The sequence below is a fragment of the Micromonospora sp. NPDC050187 genome (assembly GCF_044459745.1).
Taxonomy (GTDB): domain Bacteria; phylum Actinomycetota; class Actinomycetes; order Mycobacteriales; family Micromonosporaceae; genus Micromonospora.
Window position 1 is genome coordinate 161,157 of the sequence record NZ_JBITJH010000003.1, and the last position, 20,757, is coordinate 181,913.

The 20,757-nt window shown below is 72.2% G+C and carries 17 protein-coding genes; 10 read left to right on the plus strand and 7 right to left on the minus strand.

Translation table 11 applies throughout. The features are described from left to right. The first annotated feature begins 112 nt into the window (after positions 1-112). The 8 genes from ACIBJE_RS06545 to ACIBJE_RS06580 all read left to right on the plus strand — a co-directional run bounded on the left by ACIBJE_RS06545 (position 113) and on the right by ACIBJE_RS06580 (position 11,077). Positions 113-1,318: a cytochrome P450 gene (locus ACIBJE_RS06545; RefSeq protein ID WP_396743895.1), complete on the plus strand. Its 1,206-nt coding sequence runs from the start codon at positions 113-115 to the stop codon at positions 1,316-1,318. An 11-nt stretch (positions 1,319-1,329) separates the two neighbouring features. Continuing rightward, a complete protein-coding gene (locus ACIBJE_RS06550; protein WP_396743898.1) occupies positions 1,330-1,560 on the plus strand; it encodes a ferredoxin in 231 nt (76 codons plus the stop codon). Positions 1,561-1,829: 269 nt separating this feature from the next. Then, positions 1,830-2,036, plus strand: a complete 207-nt coding sequence (locus ACIBJE_RS06555) for a hypothetical protein (RefSeq protein WP_396743901.1) — start codon at positions 1,830-1,832, stop codon at positions 2,034-2,036. Further along, entirely contained in the window at positions 2,033-4,288 is a 2,256-nt protein-coding gene (locus ACIBJE_RS06560) for a heavy metal translocating P-type ATPase (RefSeq protein WP_396743903.1), read from the plus strand. The genes ACIBJE_RS06555 and ACIBJE_RS06560 overlap by 4 nt, the downstream gene beginning before the upstream one ends. Positions 4,289-4,380: 92 nt before the next feature. Beyond that, on the plus strand, positions 4,381-5,310 hold the full coding sequence (locus ACIBJE_RS06565) for an LLM class F420-dependent oxidoreductase (protein WP_396743906.1): 930 nt from the start codon (positions 4,381-4,383) through the stop codon (positions 5,308-5,310). 52 nt (positions 5,311-5,362) lie between these two features. Continuing rightward, positions 5,363-6,631, plus strand: coding sequence for an FAD-binding protein (locus tag ACIBJE_RS06570; RefSeq protein ID WP_396743909.1), 1,269 nt, complete (start codon positions 5,363-5,365; stop codon positions 6,629-6,631). Positions 6,632-6,682: 51 nt separating this feature from the next. Then, on the plus strand, positions 6,683-10,045 hold the full coding sequence (locus ACIBJE_RS06575; protein WP_396743912.1) for a BTAD domain-containing putative transcriptional regulator: 3,363 nt from the start codon (positions 6,683-6,685) through the stop codon (positions 10,043-10,045). A gap of 390 nt (positions 10,046-10,435) precedes the next feature. After that, positions 10,436-11,077, plus strand: coding sequence for a DUF2306 domain-containing protein (locus ACIBJE_RS06580; RefSeq protein WP_396743915.1), 642 nt, complete (start codon positions 10,436-10,438; stop codon positions 11,075-11,077). A 27-nt stretch (positions 11,078-11,104) separates the two neighbouring features. On the opposite strand, the gene ACIBJE_RS06585 is transcribed toward ACIBJE_RS06580, so the two are convergent. The 6 genes from ACIBJE_RS06585 to ACIBJE_RS06610 form a co-directional block, all read right to left on the minus strand. Further along, on the minus strand, positions 11,105-12,244 hold the full coding sequence (locus ACIBJE_RS06585) for a site-2 protease family protein (protein WP_396743918.1): 1,140 nt from the start codon (positions 12,242-12,244) through the stop codon (positions 11,105-11,107). A 102-nt stretch (positions 12,245-12,346) separates the two neighbouring features. Further along, the gene (locus ACIBJE_RS06590) at positions 12,347-13,270 is read right to left on the minus strand and encodes a L,D-transpeptidase family protein (protein ID WP_396743921.1); all 924 of its coding nucleotides are present in this window, start codon (positions 13,268-13,270) and stop codon (positions 12,347-12,349) included. 126 nt (positions 13,271-13,396) lie between these two features. Continuing rightward, positions 13,397-14,845: an alpha-amylase family glycosyl hydrolase gene (locus ACIBJE_RS06595; RefSeq protein WP_396743924.1), complete on the minus strand. Its 1,449-nt coding sequence runs from the start codon at positions 14,843-14,845 to the stop codon at positions 13,397-13,399. A gap of 251 nt (positions 14,846-15,096) precedes the next feature. After that, complete coding sequence (locus tag ACIBJE_RS06600; protein WP_396743927.1) at positions 15,097-15,807, minus strand: hypothetical protein; 711 nt, start codon at positions 15,805-15,807, stop codon at positions 15,097-15,099. 238 nt (positions 15,808-16,045) lie between these two features. Next, positions 16,046-17,242 (minus strand): helix-turn-helix domain-containing protein, encoded by a 1,197-nt coding sequence (locus ACIBJE_RS06605; protein WP_396743930.1) that lies wholly within the window; start codon positions 17,240-17,242, stop codon positions 16,046-16,048. Between the two features lie 332 nt (positions 17,243-17,574). After that, the gene (locus ACIBJE_RS06610; RefSeq protein WP_396743932.1) at positions 17,575-18,786 is read right to left on the minus strand and encodes a helix-turn-helix transcriptional regulator; all 1,212 of its coding nucleotides are present in this window, start codon (positions 18,784-18,786) and stop codon (positions 17,575-17,577) included. Between the two features lie 125 nt (positions 18,787-18,911). Between ACIBJE_RS06610 and ACIBJE_RS06615 the strand changes: the two genes are divergently transcribed. Next, positions 18,912-19,133, plus strand: coding sequence for a hypothetical protein (locus tag ACIBJE_RS06615; RefSeq protein ID WP_396743935.1), 222 nt, complete (start codon positions 18,912-18,914; stop codon positions 19,131-19,133). 33 nt (positions 19,134-19,166) lie between these two features. Here ACIBJE_RS06615 and ACIBJE_RS06620 read toward each other — a convergent pair whose 3' ends face one another. After that, positions 19,167-19,706, minus strand: a complete 540-nt coding sequence (locus tag ACIBJE_RS06620; RefSeq protein WP_396743938.1) for an NAD(P)/FAD-dependent oxidoreductase — start codon at positions 19,704-19,706, stop codon at positions 19,167-19,169. Between the two features lie 44 nt (positions 19,707-19,750). Between ACIBJE_RS06620 and ACIBJE_RS06625 the strand changes: the two genes are divergently transcribed. Continuing rightward, positions 19,751-20,605, plus strand: a complete 855-nt coding sequence (locus ACIBJE_RS06625; protein ID WP_396743940.1) for an alpha/beta fold hydrolase — start codon at positions 19,751-19,753, stop codon at positions 20,603-20,605. The last annotated feature ends 152 nt before the right edge of the window (positions 20,606-20,757 follow it).

The window sequence follows — 20,757 nt, forward strand, 5'->3', positions numbered from 1 at the left end:
CTCCGTCAGATGACCTGGTCGACGATGACCGGCCACCGGCAGACCACGTTCGTCCTCGTTCCCGCCGGGGTCGGCGCGGGCCGATCCTGCTGATTGCTGCCAGAGGGGTACGATGACGGCCGACAACACCACGGAAGTGCCCACCTATCCTTTCGGGCCGGTCAACAAGCTTGATCTCCATCCCCGATACACGGAGCTGCGCCGTACCGAACCGATCACCCGGGTCCGCATGCCCTACGGGGGTGAGGCGTGGTTGATCACGGGCTACACCGAGTTGAAGCAGTTCCTCGCCGACCGTCGATTCAGCTCGCTGCGGGCGACCGAACCGGATACCGCGCGGGTGACCCCGTTGCCCCTGCGCAAGGGAAACCTGCTCTCGATGGATCCGCCCGAGCACACCCGGATCAGGCGGGTCGTCGCCGGGGCGTTCACCAAGCGTCGGATCGACGCTCTGGCACCGCGTATCAAGGAGGTGGTGCACGAGCAACTCGACGCGATGGCGAAGCACGGCGCCCCGGCCGACGCGGTCGAATACCTCGCCGTTCCGGTGCCGGTGACGATGATCTGCGAACTCTTCGGGATCGCGTACGAGGACCGGGACCGGTTCCGGCAGTTCTCGGACGTCTTCGTCGCCACCAGCGGCGCGCCGCCGGAGGAGATCGAGCGGTCGCGCAACGAGTTGGAGGCGTACCTGGGCGAGCTCGCCGACCAGCGCCGACGGGAGCCCAGGGAGGATCTCGTCACCACGTTGCTCGAGGCGTTCGAGCGGAAGGACCGGCTCAGCGAGACGGAGATGCTGCGAACCGGCATCGGCATCCTCATGGCGGGCCACGAGACGTCGCTCAGCATGATCGCGAATGTGCTCTACCTGCTGTTGGCCCAGCCCGAACTCTGGGCCCAGTTGCGGGACGACCCACGCCTGGTGCCCAGTGCCATCGAGGAGATGTTGCGGATCATCCCGCTCCGTTCCGTGGGCAGTTTCCCCCGGGTGGCGGTCGAGGACGTCGAGATCGCCGGGGTCACCATTCGTGCCGGTGACACCGTGATCTTCCAGCGGGCGTCGGCGGACCGCGACGAAAGGATCTTCGAGAACCCGGAGGAGATCGACCTGGCCCGGTCACACAATCCCCACCTGGGGTTCGGGCACGGTGCGCACCACTGCCTCGGCGCGTCGATCGCGAGACTGGAGATCCAACTTGTCCTGGAGGGACTCATCGGGCGTTTCCCGCAACTGCGGTTGGCGGTGCCCGCCGACGAGGTTCCGTGGAAGCCCGGACTGATCGCGCGGTGCCCGTCGGCGCTGCCGGTCGAGTGGTAGAAGGACCGTCCGTGACGGAGCGACGGTGGAAGGTGGAGGTCGATTCCTCGTGTATCGGCTCCGGAATGTGTCTGGCCACCGCGCCTGACCGATTCCGGCTGGTGGACGGGTGGTCGCAGCCGGTGGAGAAGGTGGTTCCGGAGGGCGATCCGATGGTCGTCGCGGCGGCGGAGCTCTGCCCCGTCAGCGCGATCGGCGTACGCGATGCCGAGACCGGGGCCGAGCAGCGGATAATCGGTTAGAAAAGCAACGGTGAATTGGTCGGGGGAGCCGTGTCGTCGGGATCGGCTGGAATGTGGCAGGGTCGGTATCGCCCGGCCTTCGGAGCCCGCTGGGCTGGAGTGTGGAACATGAATTTCTGTCCGGACCGGAGGGTGGCCGCCACCCCGTCGCCCGGCGGTGGGCGGACCCCGTACCCCGACGCGGACGACGTCGGTGACGGGGGCGGCCGGCCACGCCCCGACCGCCGGCGGGCGGCCGGTCCCGGCGGCTCTCCCGAGGAGGACCTGTCATGAACGCGATCTGGCGACTCGGCACCTACCTGCTCGTCCTGCTCGTGGTCTTCACGGTGATGCTGATCATCGGCCGGCTCATCGGCCCGATCAGCTCCCCGGCGGAGAGCGGGGAGGGCCACGACATGATGATGTCGGCCGGGCAGGTCGACCGGGTTTCCTCCGCGCCGGCCCTGGTCGGCGCCCCGGTAGAGGTGGCGCGATGAGCGTCACCACGCCCCCCGACGTGTCTCCTGCGGCCAACCGGATCGACCTGGTCATCGGCGGTATGACCTGCGCGGCGTGCGCGAGTCGGATCGAGAAGAAGCTCAACCGGATGCCCGGCGTCCACGCCACGGTGAACTACGCGACCGAGAAGGCCAGCGTGGCGTTCCCCGGCGACGTCACCCCGGCGGACCTCATCGCCACCGTGGTGAAGGCCGGCTACACCGCCGAGGTGCCGCCCCCGCCGGAGGAGGTGGGGCGCGGCGTCGCGCCGGCCGATCCGCTGGACGACCTGCGGAAGCGGCTGATGGTGTCGATTGCGCTCTCCGTACCGGTGATCGCGCTCGCCATGGTGCCCGCCTGGCAGTTCACCTACTGGCAGTGGCTGTCGCTGACCCTGGCCGCTCCCGTCGTGGTGTACGGCGGCTGGCCGATGCACCGCGCGGCCTTCGTCAACCTGCGCCACGGCGCGGCCACCATGGACACCCTCGTGTCGCTGGGGACGCTGGCCGCGTTCGGCTGGTCGGTCTGGGCGCTCTTCCTGGGCGTCGCCGGCACGCCGGGCATGCGGCACGAGTTCTCGCTCAGCGTGTCGCAGACCGACGGGGCGGCCAGCATCTACCTGGAGGTCGCCGCCGGGGTCACCATGTTCATCCTCAGCGGCCGCTACTTCGAGGCCCGGGCGAAGCGCCGCGCCGGGGACGCGCTGCGCGCCCTGCTCCAGATGGGCGCGAAGGAGGCGTCCGTCCTGCAGAACGGAACTGAGGTCCGGCTGCCGATCGACCGGGTGGTGGTCGGGCACCGGTTCGTGGTCCGTCCCGGCGAGAAGATCGCCACCGACGGGGTGGTCGAGGAGGGCAACGGCACCGTCGACGTGTCGATGCTCACCGGGGAGTCCGTGCCGGTGGAGGTCGCGCCGGGCGACGAGGTCGCCGGGGCGACGGTCAACCGCAGTGGACGGCTCGTGGTCCGCGCCACCCGGGTCGGCGCCGAGACGCAGCTCGCGCAGATGGCCAAGCTCGTCGAGGAGGCGCAGTCGGGCAAGGCCCCGGTGCAGCGGCTGGCCGACCAGGTGGCCGGGGTGTTCGTACCGGTGGTGATCGGGCTCGCCGTCGGGACCCTGGGCTTCTGGCTGGGCACCGGGATGGGCTCGCCGTCCTTCGCCTTCGCGGTGGCCGTCCTGATCATCGCCTGCCCGTGCGCGCTCGGCCTGGCCACGCCCACCGCCCTGCTGGTCGGGACGAACCGGGGCGCCCAGCTGGGAGTGCTGATCAAGGGTCCGCAGATCCTGGAGAACAGCCGCCAGGTGGACACCGTCGTGCTGGACAAGACCGGCACCGTCACCACCGGCCGGATGAGTCTGCTGGAGGTGGTGGTCGGCGACGCCGACCGGGACGAGGTGCTGCGGGTCGCCGCGTCGCTGGAGTCCGCCTCGGACCACCCGGTGGCCCGGGCGATCGTGGCCGGGGCCGGGGACCCCGCGCGGCTGCTGCCGGTCACCGACTTCGCCGACCTCCCCGGGCTCGGCGTCCGGGGCACCGTCGCCGACCGGCCGACCCTCGTCGGGCGGTCCCGGCTGCTCACCGAGGCCGGGCTGGAGATCCCGACCGTGCTCGACGAGGCCCGGCAGGCGGCCGAGGCGGCCGGTCGCACCGCCGTGCTGGTCGGCTGGGCGGGCGTCGTCCGGGGCGTCTTCGTGGTGGCCGACACCGTACGGGAGACCAGCGCCCGGGCGGTCGCCGAGCTGAAGGCTCTGCGTCTGGTGCCGGTGCTGCTCACCGGGGACAACGAGAAGGTGGCCCGGGCGGTGGCCGCGGAGGTCGGGATCGACGACGTCATCGCCGACGTGCTGCCCGCCGAGAAGGTCCAGATCATCAAGGAGTTGCAGGCCGAGGGGCGGACGGTCGCCATGGTCGGGGACGGGGTCAACGACGCGGCGGCGCTGGCCCAGGCCGACCTGGGGATCGCGATGGGCAGCGGCACCGACGTGGCCATCGAGGCTTCGGACCTGACCCTGGTCCGGGAGGACCTGCTCGCGGTGGTGGACGCCCTGCACCTCTCCCGGGGCACCCTCCGGGTCATCAAGGGCAACCTCTTCTGGGCGTTCGCCTACAACCTCTGCGCCCTGCCACTGGCCATGGTGGGCATGCTCAACCCGATGATCGCCGGTGCCGCCATGGCACTCTCCTCGGTCTTCGTCGTCTCCAACAGCCTGCGGCTGCGGACGTTCCAACCGGCACGGACGCCGTCGTGACGCCGGTGGGCGGGCGCGGTCCCGGCGCCCGCCCACCGGGACCTCCTCCGGTGCGCCCGCCGGACCGACGGCCGGTTCCCTATGCTCGGCTCATGGAACTGCGCGTCTTCACCGAGCCCCAACAGGGGGCCAGCTACGACCAGTTGCTCGCTGTGGCGCGCTGCGCGGAGGACGCCGGCTACGACGCTTTCTTCCGCTCCGACCACTACCTGATGATGGGCGAGGCGAGCGGGGAACCGGGCCCCACCGACGCCTGGACCACCCTGGCCGGCCTGGCCCGGGAGACCAGCCGGATCCGTCTCGGCACGCTGATGACCGCCGCCACCTTCCGGCTGCCCGGCCCGCTCGCCATCACCGTGGCCCAGGTGGACGCGATGAGCGGCGGCCGGATCGAGTTCGGTGTCGGCACCGGTTGGTTCGAGGCGGAGCACCAGGCGTACGGCATCCCGTTCCCGCCGCTGGCCGAGCGGTTCGACCGGCTGGAGGAGCAGCTCGCCGTCATCACCGGCCTCTGGCAGACCCCGGTGGGGGAGACCTTCGACTTCTCCGGGAGGTACTACACCCTCACCGACTCCCCGGCCATGCCGAAGCCGGTGCAGTCGCCCCGGCCGCCGGTCCTGCTCGGCGGGCTGGGCGCGAAGCGGACGCCCCGGCTCGCCGCCCGCTTCGCCGACGAGTTCAACCTGCCCTTCGTCTCGGTCGACGACACGGCCGCGCAGTTCGGCCGGGTCCGCGACGCCTGCGCCGCGATCGGCCGGGACCCGGCGGAGCTGCGCTGGTCCAACGCGCTGGTGCTGTGCTGCGGCCGGAACGACGCGGAGGTCCGGCGACGGGCCGAGGCGATCGGTCGTGACCCGGACGAGCTGCGGGAGAACGGGCTAGCCGGCTCGCCCGCCGAGGTCGTCGACAAGATCGGCCGGTACGCGGGCGTCGGCAGCCAGCGCGTCTACCTCCAGATGCTGGACCTGGCCGACCTGGACCACCTGGAACTGGTCGCCGCCGAGGTCATGCCGCACGTCTGAGGCCTCCCGGCGCCGACTTCGGGTGCACCGCCGACGACCGAGGGGAGAGGTCATGCCAGATGACGGGCGGGCCACACCGGACACCGGGGTGCCCACGCGGAACTGGGCCGGCAACGTCACCTGGGCGGCGGCCCGCCGGCACCGTCCGGCCACGGTCGACGAACTGCGCGACCTGGTGGCGGCGAGCCGGCGGATCCGCGCGGTCGGCAGCCGGCACTCCTTCAACCGGCTCGCCGACACCACCGGCGACCTGGTCGCGGTGGACGGCCTGCCGCCCACGGTCGAGATCGATCCGGTCGCGGGCACGGCCACGGTGGCGGCCGGGCTCCGCTACGGCGAGGTCGCGGCGCGCCTGCACGAGCAGGGGTACGCCCTACCGAACCTCGCCTCCCTGCCGCACATCTCGGTCGCCGGGGCGGTCGCCACCGCCACCCACGGCTCCGGTGAGCGCCACGGCAACCTGGCCACCTCCGTCGTCGCCCTGGAACTGGTCACCGCCGACGGTGATCTGGTCCGGGTGGACTCCACCGACGCCCGCTTCCCCGGCACGGTGGTCGGCCTGGGGGCGTACGGGGTGGTCACCCGGCTCACACTGGCTCTGGTGCCGACCTTCGAAGTCCGTCAGTACGTCCACCTGGGCCTGCCCCGCGCGGCGATGGACGAGGCGCTCGCCTCGGCGTACAGCGTGAGCCTCTTCACCGACTGGCGGGGCCCCGGGTTCGACCAGGTGTGGCGTAAACAGCTGGCCGACCAGGAGCCGCCGCCGGTCCGGTGGCTCGGAGCGACGGCGGCCGACACGCCCCGGCACCCGGTGCCGGGACTGCCCGGCGACACCTGCACGGCGCAGCTCGGGGTGCCCGGTCCCTGGCACGAGCGGCTACCGCACTTCCGACCCGGCTTCACCCCGAGCAGCGGCGCGGAGTTGCAGTCCGAGTACCACCTGCCGAGGGCGGCGGCGGCCGAGGCGCTGGCCGCGCTGGACGGCGTCCGCGACCGGATCGCCGCGGTGTTGCAGATCTGCGAGCTGCGGACGGTCGCCGCCGACCGGCTCTGGCTGAGCCCCCAGTACGACCGGGACACCGTGGCGATCCACTTCACCTGGATCGCCGACGCCGGGGCGGTCGCCCCGGTGGTGGCCGCCGTCGAGGAGCGACTGGCCCCGTTCGACCCCCGTCCCCACTGGGGGAAGGTCTTCGGTCTCTCCCCGGCGGCGGTGGCCGCCGCGTACCCCCGGTTCGCCGACGCGGTCGCCGCGACCGTCGCCGTCGACCCGACCGGAAAGTTCCGCAACGAGCTGGTGGATCGCTACCTCCCCCGCTGACGCCGTACGACGCGGTCGGCGTGCGGGACCGGGTACGTCAGAATCGGGGCCGTGTTCTTCGGCATCCTGGGCCCGGTCGAGGCGCGCACCGTCGACGGGACGCCCCTGCCCCTGGGCGGGCGGCAGCTGCGGGCCCTGCTCGCCCTGCTCCTGCTCGACGCCGGCCGGGTGGTCGGCGCGGACCGTCTGATCGACGGCCTGCACGGGGAGCACCCGCCGGCCGGCGCGGCGAACGCGTTGCAGTCCCAGGTGTCCCGGCTCCGCCGGGCGCTGCGCGCCACCGGCACCACGGTGACCGTCGAGGCGCACCCGGCCGGCTACCGGCTGGTCGTCGACCCGGAGGACGTCGACGTGCACCGGGCCACCCGGCTCGACCGGGCCGGTCGGCAGGCCCTCGCCGCCGGGGCACCGGCACGGGCGGTCGCCCTGCTCGGCGAGGCGCTCACGTTCTGGCGGGGCGAGCCGCTCGCCGACGTGACCGCCGCGCCGTTCGCCGCCGTCCAGGTCGCGCGCCTGACCGAGCTGCGGCTGGGCATCGTGGCGGAGTACGCCGAGGCGACGCTCGCCGCCGGGGACCCGCACGCGCCGATCACCCTGCTGCGCGAGGTGGTCGCCGCCCACCCGCTGCGGGAAGGCCCCCGGGGGCAGCTCATGCGGGCGCTGCATGCCACCGGCCGGTCGGCCGAGGCGCTACGGGTCTACGCCGACCTGCGCCGCACCCTCGCCGGGGAACTCGGCATCGAACCCTCGGCCGAGCTGGCCGCGGTGCACCTGGCGGTGCTGCGCGACGAGCGCGGCGACCCGTTGTCACCGCCGCCGGCCCGGCTCCCGGCCCAGCTGAGCAGCTTCGTCGGCCGGGAGGGTGAACTGGCCCGGGTGGCCGGACTGCTCGACGCCGGCCGGCTGGTGACCGTCACCGGTCCGGGTGGGGTCGGCAAGACCCGTCTCGCGGTCGAAACGGCCAGCCGGCGTGCCGGCGAGGTCTGCTTCGTCGACCTCGCCCCGCTACCGGCCGGCGCACGGGTCGTGCCCGTCCTGCTCGACGCGTTCGGCCTGCGTGAGTCCGGCCTCGGCCTGCCCGGGGTGACCCGCACCCCACTCGCCGGCCGCCCTGTCGCCGGCTCGCGTGGCACGGGTTCGTCTGTTGCCGGCCCGGATGGCACCGGTTCGTCTGTTGCCGGCCCGCACGGTGACAGCGCGCCGGCCGACGGCGGTGGACCGACGGGTGCCGACGTGTCGGCCGGCGGTGCCGACCCGGCGGTGACCCGTCTGGTCACCGCGCTGTCGGACCGGCGGATGCTGCTCGTGCTCGACAACTGCGAGCACGTCGTCGCCGACGCCGCGCCGGTCGTACGCCGCCTCCTCGCCGCCTGCCCGGAGCTGCGGATCCTGGCCACCAGCCGGGAGCCGCTCGGCCTCACCGGGGAACTGCTCTGCCCGTTGCCCCCGCTGCCCGTACCGCCGCCGGAGGCGCCGGCCGGGACCGCCGTCACCGCCCCGGCGTTGCGCCTCTTCGCCGACCGGGCCGCCGCGGTACGCCCGGACTTCGTCCTCGACCCCGACACCGTCGACACCGTACGCCGGATCTGCGCCGCGCTGGACGGCCTGCCGCTGGCGATCGAACTGGCGGCGGTGCGGGTACGGGCCCTGCCCCTGTCCGAGGTGGCGGCCCGGCTGGACGACCGGTTCCGGCTGCTCTCCCGGGGGGACCGGACCGCCGCGCCCCGGCACCAGACCCTGCACGCCGTGGTCCGCTGGAGCTGGGACCTGCTCAGCGACGCGGAACGGCGACTCCTGCGCCGGCTGACCGTCTTCGCCGGTGGGACGACCGTCTCCGCTGCCGAGCAGGTTTGTGGTTGCAGGGGACCCCTCCTACCGCATTTTGCCGAGGAGGGGTCCCCTGCAACCACCCAGCGCGGGCGTGGGCGCGGACCGGACACCGCCGAACTGCTCGCCGCGTTGGTGGACCGGTCGCTGCTCGAACACGCCGCCGGCCGGTACCGGATGCTGGAGACGGTGCGGACCTTCGGCGCCGATCGGCTCGTCGAGGCCGGCGAGGACGATCCGCTCCGTCGGGCCCATGCCGCGTACTTCCTCCACCTGGCCGCCACCGCCGACGGCTACCTGCGCCGCACGGAGCAGGTCGACTGGCTGCACCGGCTCCGCGCCGAGCACCGCAACCTGGATGCCGCCCTGCGCTGGGCGGTCACCGCCGACCCGCCGATGGCGATGCGGCTGATCGGCGCGTCGAGCGCCTACTGGTACCTACGCGGCCTCCGCGGCGAGATCGCGCCGCTGGCGGAACAGGTGCTGCGCGCGGTCGGGCCGGAACCTCCCGACGATCTGGTCGAGGAGTACGTGCTCTGCGTGGTGTACGCCGTGTCCGGTGGCGCCGGTGCCGGTCTGGCCGACCACGTACGACGGGCCACCGTCCTGGTCGACGCGATGGAACACCCGCCCCGGCAGCCGTTCTTCAACGTCCTGTGGGCACAGTTCGCCGGACCGCCGGGCGCGGAACTGCCCCGGCGCAGACGGCTGATCGGCACGGACCCGTGGTCGCAGGCGCTCGGTCACTTCGGCAACGGCTTCCTCGCCCTGTTCCGGGGGATCGTCGACTCGGCCGAGTCGGAGCTGCGGCAGGCGCTGGCCGGTTTCCGGTCGGTGGGGGACCGGTGGGGCGTGTCGCAGGCGTTGGACGGGCTGGCGACCATTGCCGCCTGGCGGGGCGCGGACGACGAGTGCCTCGCCCTGCGCGACGAGGCCCTGGGGCTGGTCCGGCAACTCGGCGCGTACGAGGAGGTGGCGGACCTGCACTGCCGGCGGGCCGAGCGGCTGCTGCGCGCCGGTGACGCCGACGCCGCCCGCGTCGAGTACGGGCAGGCCGCCGACCTGGCCCGGCGCGGTGGCATGTCGGCGACGGCGGCCCAGGTCGTCTGGGGCCTCGGCGAGGTGGCCCGGCTGACCGGTGACCTGGTGGAGGCCCACCGCCGGCAGATCGAAGCGTTGGCCCGGGTCTCGGAGGACTGGACCGGCGCCGAGGTCCGGATCGCCGCGTTGACCGCGCTGGGCCGGGTGGCCCAGGCCGGCGGCGATCCCGGCGAGGCCCGCCGCCGGCATCGGGAGGCGCTCGACGCGGCCCTTCACCAGCACAACGGGCCGGACATCGCCGATGCGGCCGAGGGTCTGGCCGGGGTGGTGCTGGACGACGGGGCACCCGAGCGGGCCGCGTGGCTGCTCGGGGTGGCCACGGCGGTACGCGGCCTGCGGGTGACTGCCAGCCAGGACGTGGCCGGGGTGGTGGAGGGGACACGGACGGCGCTCGGCGAGGACGCCTATGCCGTCGCCTTCGCCCGGGGTGCCGCGCTCGACCACACCCGGGGCCGTGCCGCCCTGCGGGACCTGCTCCGCGCCTGACCAGCGTCGCGCCCCCGAACCGTGCCGCGTCGCGCCCCCGAACCGTGCCGCGTCGCGCCCCCGAACCGTGCCGCGTCGCGCCCCCGGGCCGGCGTGACGAAGCCGTTGACCGGGCGGCACCCTCCCGGACTCCACGTGTGGCTGACCGGCGACGGGGGTGGCGGTCAGCGTCCGGTGCGTGTCCGGTCAGCCTGCACGACCACCCTCGTCGGCAGCACACTGTCCCCTGTCGACGAGGAGCCCACCGTGGCCGAGACCGGTACGACGCAAACCACCCCGCCCACCGTTTCGACGCCGTCCGGGCCGGACCCCGGTCCACGACCGGGCAGCCGCGCGCCGGCCGCCGGGACGGGTGGGCGGATGCGCCGCCGGTGGTGGCGGCGCCCCTGGATGGCACCCCTGGGTGTGGTGCTGGTGCTGTTCGTGGCGTTCTCCCTGCCTCCGTACCTGACCCTCGACGAGGGGCAGTCACGGGTCACTCCGCCGGAGGGCGCGCCGCTCTACTACCCGCTGCTGGTCGCGCACGTCCTCTTCGCCTCGGTGGCCACGCTGACCTGCTGGTTCCAGGTGTGGCCGTGGTTCCGGCAGCGCTTCCCGGATGCCCACCGTCGGATCGGCCGGGTGTACGTCTTCGCCGGGGTGCTCCCCGCCGGGGTGATCGGCTTCTACCTCGGTGCGGTGACCCCGTTCGGACCGGCGGCCCAGGCCAGCGGGTTGGTGCTGGCCCCTCTCTGGCTGATCTGCACCATGGTCGGTTGGCGGCGGGCCCGGCAGCGCCGGTTCGTCGACCACCGCCGGTGGATGGTCCGCAGCTTCGCGCTGACCGTCTCGATCATCACGAACCGGATCTGGGGCGTGGTCTTCTTCATCATGCTGAACCCGCACCTGGAGACCACCTTCCACGGTGACGAGAAGCTGATGAGCTGGATGATCGCCGGGGCGACCGCCTGGCTCGGCTGGACGCTGCCGTTGCTGGCCGCGCAGTGGTGGCTGGACCGTCACCCCCGCCCCCGTGCGGCCCGCGCCGGCTGACCGGCCCGCGCCGCTGGGCGGGCGGCGTCACCGTCGGGCGGCGAGCTGGTCGCGCATGCTGCTGCGTTGCACCGCCCGGCTGATGTCGCTGGGGGAGACGATCCCGACCAGCTGTTCGTCGACCACCACCAGAGCCCGCCCGTCGGCGCACGCGCTGAGCCGGGGGAGCAGGTCGGTCAACTGCTCCTCCGGCCGGGCGAGCACCAGCTCGTCGGCCCGGCAGGCCACCTCGGCGAGGGTGGTCGCGCCGCGCCGGTCGGCCGCGACGTGCCGGACCCGGTCCAGGGTGACCAGGCCGATCGGCCGTCCGTCCTCGGTCAGTGGCAGCGCCGAGTGCCGGTACGCGAAGAGGTAGTTGTCGACGAAGTCGCCGACGGTCATCCCCGCCGAGGCGGTCTGCGGTTGCGGGGTCATCACGTCGGCGACCCGTACGCCGTGCAGCGCCGAGCCGATCCGGGCCTGCCGTTCCTCCATGGTCGCGGCCCCGATCAGGAACCAGCCGATCAGCACCAGCCAGAGCCCGCCGATGCCGGCCCCGACCAGGAACTGCCAGAGGCCCAGCCCGATCAGCAGCACGCCCAGCACCCAGCCGGCGCGGGCCGCCACCACCGAGGCGCGGGTCGGGTCGCCGGTGGCCTTCCAGACCGCCGCCCGTAGCAGCCGTCCGCCGTCGAGCGGTGCGGCCGGAAGCACGTTGAAGATAGCGAGCAGGAGGTTGATGCCAGCCAGCCAGGAGAGCGCGCCCACCGGCAGCCCCCGCACTCCGGCGAGCGCCAGCACGACCGCGACGCCGCCGAAGAGAACGCCGATGACCAGGCTGACCAGCGGCCCGATACCGGCGATGCGCAGCTCGGCGCCCGGGTTCGGCGCTTCGCCCTTCAGCTCGGAGACTCCGCCGAACAGCCAGAGCGTGATGCCCTCGACCCCCAGCCCGTTCCGTCTGGCCACCACCGCGTGGGCGACCTCGTGGGCGAGCAGGCCGACGAAGAAGACCACCGCGGCGGCCAGTCCGGCGAGCACGTACGCCCAGACCGGCTCCCCGGGGTAGGCGCGGGGGAACTGCCGCGCGGCCAGCGCCCAGGCGATCAGCGCGAAGATGACCAGCACGCTCCAGTTGACGCCGACGGGGACGCCGGCCACCCGGCCGAGCCGGAAACTCGCCCTCATGGGCGGACGGATACCCCAGTCGGCGCGGAGCATGCCGGCGTATCCGATCTGGCACCGCCCCGGCGGGCGCGTCGCCGACGGCGGCGGACGACGGCCGGGACCTCAGCGGGACGCCGGCAGCCGGTCGACCACCACCACCCCGGTGCCGTGCGGCAGCGCGTCGACGAGGCGTTGCTGTGCGCTGGGGGTCAACCGGACGCAGCCGTTGGTGGTGTCCCGTCCCAGTTCCCGGTCGTGGTACCAGCTGTGGATGCCGATGTGCGCGCCGCGCAGCCGGGCGGGCAGGGCGGCGGGGTCCTCCGGCACGGCACCGAGGGCGAGCACGTCCACGCCACCGAACGTCGCCTCGGCGGGTGGGGTGCGGGCCAGCACGAAGGTCCGCCCGAGCGGGGTGACCTGCCCCGGCATGCCGAGGCTGACCGACCAGGAACGCACCGGCCGTCCGTGGCGCAGCCAGGTCAGCCGGTGGGTGCGGCGTTCCACGACGAGCTGGTCGGGCAGCGCAACGGTGTGCCAGCCGCCCGGCGGGACCCAGGCGATCCGTCGGTTCGCCGAGGGCAGCAGCACCGCCACCCAGCCGGCCCGCCGCGCGGTGATCGGCACCACGAGGTCGTACCCGCTGATCTGCGGGGTGAGGAACGCCAGCGGACGGCCACCCGGCGCGGTGTGGGCGGTGATCCGGCGCAGGGGACGGAGCCCCTGGGTCAACGGCGCGGTGTCCAGTGGGTCCGGGTCGGCGGGGAAACCGTCCGGTGCCGGCCGGTAGGTGACGACCGGGAGATCGTCCGGTGCGGGTGGGGCGACCGGGATCCGGCTCGGCGTGGGCGACGGGACCGGGCCGGCGGCCGGGGCGTGGGCGGTCGGGGATGTGCCGACCGGGCTGCGGGTCGGGGTCGACGCGTCGGCCAGGGGAACCGACCGGGGGAGCAGCGCCACTCCGGCGGCGAGGACCGCCGCGACGACCAGGCCGCCGGTGGTGACCATCGCGCGGGTACGGCGATCCGGGCTCGGTCCGTCATAGCGCACAAACGGACTGTACGGTGGCGAAAACCCGAAAACCCCCTCCCCGCGCCGGTGTCGGGGAAGGGATCTCCGGATGACGGAGGACGGATGACGTTTCCGCCGGACACCCGGCGGCCGGAGCCGGTGGCGCTACGACACGCGTGCGCCCACGTGGAGGGCGATCGCGTCGTGGGCCGGGACGTTCCCGACGAACCAGCCGCCGGAGTCGACGGTGACCACCGGCCCGCTGCACGAGCCGTTGCTGAAGGTGCCGTGGATGACGTCGCAGTACCGACCGGCCGGCAGACCGGTCTGGTAGGACCGGCCGTTGACCGCGAAGTCCTCGTCGTTGATCGTGATGAAGCCCTTGCCGGTCCGGCTGAACGCGATGTGCTGGTAGCCGTTGTCCCACCAGTTGGAGACGCCGGCACCCTCGGTGGCGTTGCGGAAGCCGACCATGTTGGCGATCACCGGCCAGCGGTGCTCGCACTCCCAGCCGGAGTAGCAGGTGGTGTTCAGGGTCTTGTTGCTGCCGTCCGAGGGCGGACCGGCGTCGCGGTTGGTGAAGGTGTAGCTCGACATCACCGTCGGTGACCCGTACGGCCAGGCCAGCATGAAGGCGTTGGCCAGGGCGTAGATGCCCCGGTCCTTGTAGGTGAGCACGCCGCCGACGTCCCGCTGGGTGTCGTGGTTGTCGACGAAGACCGACGCCACGCCACCGGGCAGGTGGCCCCAGCCCTCGCCGAAGTTCTTCAGGTACGCCAGCCGCTCGGAGCGGAACACCCGGGCCAGGTCCTTGCCGTAGCGGAACTCGTGCACGTCCCCGTTGCCGGTGTACTCACCGGGTTGGACCGGCTCGCCCGCGCCGTAGATGACCTCCTGCACGATGTACGCCGAGCGGGAGAGCTTGCTCTTGATCGCGGCGATGTCGGCGGCCGGCATGTGCTTGCTGGCGTCCATCCGGAAGCCGTCCACGCCGAGCGAGAGCAGGTCGTTGAGGTACGCCGCGAGCCGCGACCGGACGTACTCCGACTCGGTCTTCAGGTCGGCGAGGTTGACCAGCTCGCAGTTCTGCACCTCGTACCGGTCGCCGTAGTTGGCGATGTCGTTGTTGCCGTTGCGCCCGCAGTAGTGGAAGTCCTGCGACTGGTAGATGCCCGGGTAGGTGTAGTGCTGGTACGACGAGCCGGCCCAGCCGGTACCGCCCGCGTCCTGGCCGGACATGTGGTTGACCACCGCGTCCACGATCACCTTGACCCCGGCGGCGTGGCAGGTGTTCACCATGGACTGGAACTGCGCGCGGGTGCCCTTGCGCGACTCGATGCGGTAGCTGACCGGCTGGTACGCCAGCCACCACTGGTTGCCCCGCACGTGCTCCTGCGGTGGCGAGACCTGGACGTAGCCGTAGCCCTTGGGCCCGAGCGTGCTGGTGCACTCGCTGGCCACCGAGGGCCAGTTCCACTCGAACAGGTTGGCGATGACCTTCTTGGTGCCGGAGGGGGCCGCGGCGGCCGGGGGAGCCGCCACGGTGACCGGCGCGAGCAGACCGGCGAGCAGGCCCACGGCCAGCAGCGCCGAGCGGCGTCGACGTCGAAGCATCCTGAACTCCTGACGGGGGTACGGGGGACGGATGGTGGACGCGCCAGGGAAACCTCGGTGCCGTTCTTGCGGCGGCAATGGAAACTTGCCGAAAGGTTACGAGCGTGTTGCAGTGCATGTCAACGCATGGACACCCATCGCTGCTGGCTGGGGCGGATGTGCCGTCACTGCAAGGGTTGCCACATACTCCGGTGCGCGGCTCTCTTTGGACCCTCCCGCCGACCCCGCAGGTCGGGGCGTCCGCCTCGTGGTCAGCGGTCGACTTGCTGGCGGTAGACGGTGCCGGTCGGGGTGAAGGTGAAGGTGTCCGCGAAAACGCCGTCGCCGTGGCGGATCGCCAGCAGCGCCGGCGGGGATTCCGACTGCGGCTTGGTGGCGTTCCGGTCGTGAGTGCCGACGAAGTGCAGGCAGATCAGGCCGGTGGCGCGGTTGGCGGCGTAGACCAGGGTCTTGGAGGAACGGGCATCGCTGGGGCCAAGCAGCACGGAGGGTGAGCCAAATTCGGCTAGGACCTCGTCCAGGTTGCGGTCTCGGGAACACCAGTGGGCAACGCCGTCACCCAGCCGCTGAAGGTCTTCGGCGGAAAGGGTCCGATCGACCGTGAGCCAACCATGGCGCCAGGCGATGTCGGCGTACACCGAGGCCACCGCTGCGCCGTCGTCGTGGTATCCGGGCAGGATTCTGGCGAAGGCCCCGGGCACGCCGAGCGAGGTGAACGCTCCCCGCGCCCTGAGCTGCTCACACTCCGCCTGCCAGACCTGGTCGATTCCATCGACGAAAGCCACCGCGTCCAGGAACAGTCGCAAGGTGGTTTCGCGGGCCCACATCCCTGGCCGGCGCAGGGCATGGTTGAGTCGCGCCACGTGGTAATCGCGTACCTCGTTCAGGTTGGGCCGACCTGTGCCACCAGTCTTCACATCCAGATCATTCCAACCACGGCTTGGGGCGCTGTTCGAGGTCATCGGTTTGCTGGGCCAGTCCGGGTGCGGGTGCGGTCGACGGTATTGCCCTGCTCCGCTGCTGTGCCTCCTCGGCGGTGCGGAGGACGTTGTGGGCGACGGTCGCTACCGGGCAGTCCGATGTGCGGCAGACCGGGCAGTGGCCGTCGGGTTCGGGTCGGTGCTGACGGAGTACGGCACGCGCGGTGAGGATGATTCGATTGCGGATCTGGGCCAGGGACAGGTGCGGGCCGGTCACCGTTCAGCCCACCCCGAGAGTGTCGGCGAGTTGGGTGACCGTTGCGGGGGCATCGGGGTTGCGAGTTACTTGGGCAAGCACGTCTCGGGCGGCGGGCCGGTGACGGATTTCGGCCGGTGCGGTGCGCTCGGCGTCGACCAGGACCCGGCCGGCGTTGACCGGGTCGCCGACCTGGAGGTACGCGTGGGCGGCGTCGATCAGGTGCGCGGCGCGATGCTCGACGGGCAGCCATCGCCAGCCGTCCCGCTGGATGGCCTTCTCGTGCCAGGTCACCGCTTCGCTGGCGTCGCCCAGTTCGACGGCTGTAGCGGTGCGGGCCAGGTCCACAGCGGTGGGCCCGAACGCGGTGTGGTGGTGGTCGTGTCCGTCGCCGACCCGTTCGGCCATGTCAGCGGCTTCGTCGAGTGACTCGGCGACGGCAGTGTCATCCCCGGAGCGGGCTGCCGCCAGGGCAGCTTGAATGAGCAGCGTTCCGCACAGGGACAGCTCCGGCGGGGTGCCGTACTCGATTACGGGTGGGACGATCCGGTACGCGGCAGCCAGCATCGCCGACTTCGCCTCCCTCGCCCGACCCACCTCACGCAGCACCTGCCCGAGCTGTACGGCGGCGGCGGCGACCGAAGTCCGGTCACCGGTCGCGGCAATCATCGCGCGGTCGACCGCCACCCAGGCCAGGCCGGCGGCACCGAGCTTGACCAGCAGTGACGCGGTGATCCGGTACGCCTCCACTAGCGGCACCCGCCCCGCCACCGGATTACGGGCGTGGGTGCGCTGTGCGTCGGCCAGCAGGTCCGGTACCAGGCCGATCACCTGCGGGTAGCGGGCGTACTGGAAGATGGTCCAGGCGTGCGCGACCTCGCGGGCCATCCGGTCGACGGGCAGGACGGGACGGCGGCCCGCCGGCCTGCCGAGTGGGATCTCGTACCGGGACAACGCCGCCCGGATGTGCTCCACGTCGGCGGTCCGCTCGGTCACCTCGACGGGCTGGACCTCTCGACCCAGTAGAACAGCGGTGTGGATGCGCAGGACGGCGGCAATGTCCTGGAGCGTGGAGACCTTGTCCAGCGCGCGGACGCCCCGCTCGACCTTGTCCACCCAACTCTTCGACTTGCCGAGCCGGTCGGCGAACACCTGCTGCGACAGTCGTCGTCGCACCCGCCACTGCGCCACCCGTCGACCTATCGGCAGTTCATCCACCACTGCGCCACCGCCGGTCGGGTACCGCCCGGGTCATGTCCTCCACGGGTATCCGATCCGCCTCGGCCTGCGCAAGGAGCCGCTGCTTCGCCGCCTCCCGCTCTGTCGCCTCGATCTGCTCGCCCCGGCTTCGCTGTGAAGCACTTTCTGTACCGTCCACCTAAGACCTCCCGAGGAGGGCGTGGCCCGACGCCTCAAGGGAGGCATCGGGACCACACCGGCTCGAACGTGGCGGGGGTGAACGCGCTACCGCTCACCCAACGCCCAACGGAGGTGACGTTAAGTAGTGCGCAGAATGCTCGTGGGTACACCGCGTACCCAGTGACGGGACGTACCTAGTCGGTCACGCCGACGCGGCGGGCCAACTCGACGGCTTCGCTCCGGACCGAGGCCGGTGCCTCCCGGGTCAGCCGGACCAGCATGTCCTGGGCGGCCGGCGAGTACCGAACCGTCTCTGGTGACGTCGCCTCCGCCCGGCCGAGCAGGTGCAGGGCCGCCTCCGGAGCGCCTTCGAGGTCGGCCGAGCGGGCAAGTTCGACGTAGTGCCGGCCCCGCCGCTCGGTCGACGGGATCGACATCGGATCCAGGGCGTGCGCCCGCCGCTGTGCCTCGTCTGGGTCGCCCAGGTCGACGGCGCACATCACCGCGTAGACGTCCACCAGCGGCCGGGACACTCGTGTCCGCAGGCCCACGTACCCGTCGGGTAGTGCGCGCTCGACGACCTGCCGGGCAGTGTCCCAGTCCGACCAGGCGCCCTGGTCCCCGGTGCGAGCCCGGGTCAGTGCGGCACAGAGGTTCAGGTCGGCCAGCATCTCCGCGTACTCCACGCCGCCATCGCCCACCTTCGGTTCGATCAGTGCACGGGCCTCCCGGAGCCGATCCAGGGCCTCGTCGCCCCGACCGACGGCACGCAGCAGGTGGGCGGCGTACCAGATGGACTGGGCGATGGCCAGCAAATCGTCTGCGTCCAGCGCGGCGGTCATGCCCCGGTCCACCGTTAGCCAGCACAGCTCCCGGTCGCCATGCCAGGCCAGATACGCCTGGGCGAGGTGGTACGCCTGCGCGAGCAGGGCGAGACTGGCCCGCCGGTCCTCGCCGGTATGCAGTCGGGCGGCACGTTGGGTGCTGTCGAGCAGGCCGGGCAGGATCAGCCCGGCCTCGGTCCGTTGAAGCCGGGAGGTGTGCCAGGTCTGCCATGCGGAATCCACCGCACCGCGCAGGTACTCAGGGGACTCCGGCGGGCCGTCGACGGTGATGTGCCAGGCGGTGAGCGCACGGCGGACATCCTCGACGGCGGGATGGCTTGGGCGGCCGTCGAGGGAGAGGGTAACGCTTGGACCGAAGAGGTCGGCCAAATCGCGTACGCCGAGGTGTGGAGCGAGTTGCTGGGCCGCTCGCAAAGTAAGGCTGCGCCGGCCGTTCTCGATGAACTTCACAGTGGTCGGACTGAGCCCGGCCAGCCCGGCGAGGCGTTCACGGGAGAGGCCGGCGGCTCGGCGAAGCCGCTCGACACGTTGTCCTGGCGTCGGTTGCTCCTGATGGACCATGGGGTCACCTCACCCGAATCGGGTACATCGTGTACCCATGACGGTACTCCCCGTATGGCTTGATCGGGATGACCGCGCTCTGCGGAGAGAACGTCGGCAGCGAACCCCGCTATACCGTGAGCTGTATGAATCTCCGGTACCCCCGCAGCGGTTCGACCAGAGCGATGGGCAGCGTCTCCCTGGCAGCCGGCCTGCTCATCGCCCTGCTGATGGTGAGTCCGTCGAACCCCCAGAGCGGCGGCTACGTCCTGGCGGGCCTGCTTGTCCTCACTGGACTGGGGCTCCGGATCGAGGCTGGGATCGCCGATTCGGGTGAGGCGGCACCGCCTGGGACCCGGACGCGGTGAGTGGATGACCAGCCCCGCTCAAAGTCCGTCGGGTCAGCGCTGCACGGAGCCGTCCCGCCATGCCTGCGGCTGCAACGACCGGAGGCCGCTGTGCCAGGGATGGTTCGGGTTGCTCTCCACCAACGCCAACTTCTCTCTCATCTTCCCGAGCACCGGCGGCTCCTCGTCGTCGTCGAAGAAGTCGCCCTGGAGGAGCCGGATGAGATCGAGCCGATACTCGGGGTTGCGGATGTAGGAGCTGAACAACACGTTGAGCCGGTAGTAGAGCGTGATGAAGTTGCGCCACCACTGGGTGGCGTTGCGCGACTTGCGCTCGAACTCGGCGAACGCGGACCTGTCGAAACCGAGCGGTGCGGCGGCGATGATGTTGCTCGCGGCGAGCCGCGCGCTGCTGAGCGCGATGCCGACACCGCTGGAGAAGATCGGGTCCACGAACCGCGCGGCGTCGCCGACGAGCACCCATCCGTCGCCGCACAGTTCGCGCATCGAGTAGCTGTAGTCGCCCTCCGCGGTGTATGGGCGCAGTCGTCGGGCGGCGCGTAGGGCCTGTGCCAGGGGTGGCCGGGTGCTCACCCACGCGTCGAAGAAGCAGTTCCAGACCCACGGCGGGGACGACGGTGGCCGCTGACCGTTTCGGAACGTTCCGGGGCGACGGCGCGGACTTCTACTACGTCGCGCGCGGTGCCGGCCCACCCCTCATGCTGCTGCCCAGCGGCGGCGGTGACGCGCACTCCGCCGATCTGCTCGCCACCCGGCTCGCCGAGACCCACACCGTCCTGACCTACGACCGGCGGGGCCAGACCCGCACCGTGGTGGACGACCCGGGGCGCCCGGTGTCACTCGAGCGGCATGACGAGGACGCCGCCGCGCTGGCCGACCACATCTTCGGCGAGGCCCCCGTCAGCGTGTTCGGGTGCAGCACCGGTGCGGTCATCGGCCTGGAACTCGCGTGGCGCCGGCCACGGCGGGTGAGTGTCCTCATCGCCCACGAACCGCCGTTGCGGTCGCTCGCCACCGCGTCCGAGCGCGCCAGGTACGACAGGTTGCACCGCGACGCTCGCCGGGTCCACACGGAGTCGGGGTGGCAGGCGGCGCTCAAGATCCTGAGGGCCGGCTTCGGAGACCCCTCCCACGATCCACGCGACCACGAGGACGGGGTGGTGTGGGAGCCGCCCAGCAGTCGGACTGTCGCGAACATCAACGCCTTCCTCACCGGGGAGGCGCGCGCGACGTGGGAATACCGGGTCAGCGCCGCTGGCTGGGCGGCGCTACGCGCGGGTGCCACGACGATCGTGCCCGCCAGCGGCCGACCAACCGACACCTTCCCCAGCCGCTCCGCGGCCAGGCTCGCGGGCGTGCTCGGTGAACGTCTGGCCGACCTGCCGGGTGGGCACGAGGGGTATCGGACACACCCCGCGGCGTTCGGCGCGGCGCTGCGTGCTCTGCTCACGAGCGCACGACCCACCGGGTGACGCACCGACGGCACCCGAGCGCCCGGTGTTGGTGGCGGCGTCGCCATCGTGAGCTGCCGGTCGACCGGTCGACGAAAGGTCCCCCGCGAAGGAATCTCGCAGGGGACCTGTTCGACGCCGGACTCGGCCCCCGCTCGGGTCGCTCGGGCTGC